Here is a 2,111-nt window from a genome sequence, read left to right on the forward strand (position 1 = left end):
GAGTTGGGGGGTGTGGGGGGTGCCTTGTCGCAGGGCTGTGTGTGGTTGCTGGTCGGCGATGGCTGAGGTGATGGTGTTGGTGAGGGTTGTTTGGGAGGCGGGGTGGTCGTCGGTGTCGATGAGGGTGATGCGGTGGGGGTTCTCGTTTTGGGCGGAGTGGATGAGACCCCACACCGGCGCGACCGTCAGGTCGACCGGATCGTCGGGGTGGACGGCGATCGCGTGGTGGGTCAGGACGACCAGGTGGGCTTCGGCGTTGCCCGGGTCCGCGAGCCAGGTTTGCAGGTGGGTCAGGGTGTTCTCGACGGTGGCGTGGACCGCGGCGAGATGGTCGGAATGCTCCGGCGACGCGTCACCGGCGGGGATGTCATAGATCGTGTACTCAACGGCGGAGGCGGCCTGGACCAAAGGGTCGCTGCGGGGGACCCAGACGCGTTGGTGCAGATGCGTTTCAGGAGCGGTCAGATCACGGAGGTTGAGAGGGCGGGTGGTCAGGTGGGTGGTCAGGATCGGGAGGTCATCGGGGCCGGTGACGGTGACGGTGTGGGTGGCGCCCTCAGTGGTGGTGTGGATGCCGATGGTGGTGAGGGCCGGGACGGCCGGGTGTCGATGGATTGTGGTGTCGGTGAAGGTGAACGGGAGCTGCAGGGCGACAGGCTGGTCGGAGCGGTCGGGCTGGTGGGGGTCGGTCGTGAGGAAGGTGGTGTGCAGCGCGGCATCCAGCAGTGCGGGATGCAGCAGGAACCCGTCGGCGGCGGCCGGTTCGGGCAGGGTCGCGGTGGCCCAGGCTTGATGACCGTGGTGTCGGATGTCGGTGAGGCCTTGGAAGGTCGGGCCGTAGTCGTAGCCGCGGTCGTGAAGATCGGCGTAGAGCACTGCGGATGCGATGACTGCGATGTCCGGATGGGGCACGGGAACCGGGTCCGGCATCGGGGCGGGTTCTGCGGTGAGGACGGCCGTGGCGTGATGCATCCAGGCCGGTGCGTCGCCTGGGTCTTGGTTGGTGTCGGCCGGGCGGGTGTGGATGGTGACTGTGCCGGAGCCGGTGCCGGGGTCCGGGTCGGGCCGGTAGGTGATATTCAGGTGCAGCCGGTCATCCTCGGACAGGATCAGCGGGGCCTGCAACGTGAGCTCTTGCAGATGGGGATGGCCGGTGCCGGCCGCGATGTGCAGGACCAGCTCCAGGAGCGCAGCACCCGGAAGCACGATCATGTCGTAGACCGCGTGATCACGGATCCATTCGCATCGATCCGCGGTCAGCACTGCGGTTCCGGTGATGCTGCCATCGGGGTGCGCGACCACCGCATCCAGCAACGGATGCCCACCAGGATCCTGGCCCAACGCCCCGGCGCTACCTGAAGCGGCCGGGAGTAGCCAGTAGCGGGTGTGTTGGAAGGGGTAGGTCGGGAGGTCCGGCAGCAGGTCAGGGCTCTGGTCGGTGCTGCCGGGCGGGATCAACGGCGCGCCGTGGACGTGGGCTCGGGCGGCGTTGCCCAGCAGTTGTCGCAAACCGTCGTGGTCGCGGCGTAGCGAGCCGATGACCACCGTGTCGAAGTCCTCGAAGCTGTGCTCCAGGGCGGGGACCAGCACCGGGTGCGGGCTGGACTCGATGAACATGCCGAAGCCGTCGGCGTGCAGCGCCTGGACGGTGTCGTGGAACCGGACCGGCTGCCGAAGGTTCCGCCACCAATATCCGGCGTCGAGCACAGTGGTATCGGTGATGCGTGCGGCGGTGACCGTGGAATAGAAAGGGATCCGCCCCTGGCTCGGGCTGATTTTCAGCTCCGCCAGCACCGAGTGCAGACTCTCGATATGGACACTGTGTGAGGCGTAGTCGACATCAATCAGCCGGGCACGAATATCGCGAGCCTGATACTCCGCCACAAACTCGGCCACCACGGCCGCCGGGCCCGCAACCACCGTATGCGCAGGCCCATTCACTGCGGCAATCTCCAACCCCGCAGGCAAAACAGCGGTGATATCGGCGGCTGGCAACGGCACCGAAGCCATCGCGCCAGTGCCTGACAGCCCGGATAGTGCCCGGGCCCGTAGCGCACACAACCGGGCGCCGTCTTCCAGCGACAACACCCCGGCAGCCACCGCCGCCGCGA

At 67.5% G+C, this 2,111-nt stretch carries 1 protein-coding gene; it reads right to left on the minus strand.

The window, feature by feature from the left end; genetic code table 11:
* The coding region (locus GWK61_RS54225) for an acyltransferase domain-containing protein (protein WP_323748202.1) at nt 1–2,100 on the minus strand (2,100 nt) is incomplete at its 3' end.
* Nucleotides 2,101–2,111 lie beyond the last annotated feature (11 nt).

Origin of the sequence: Catenulispora rubra, from assembly GCF_015356825.1 — a bacterium.
In the GTDB taxonomy this organism is placed as follows: domain Bacteria; phylum Actinomycetota; class Actinomycetes; order Streptomycetales; family Catenulisporaceae; genus Catenulispora; species Catenulispora rubra.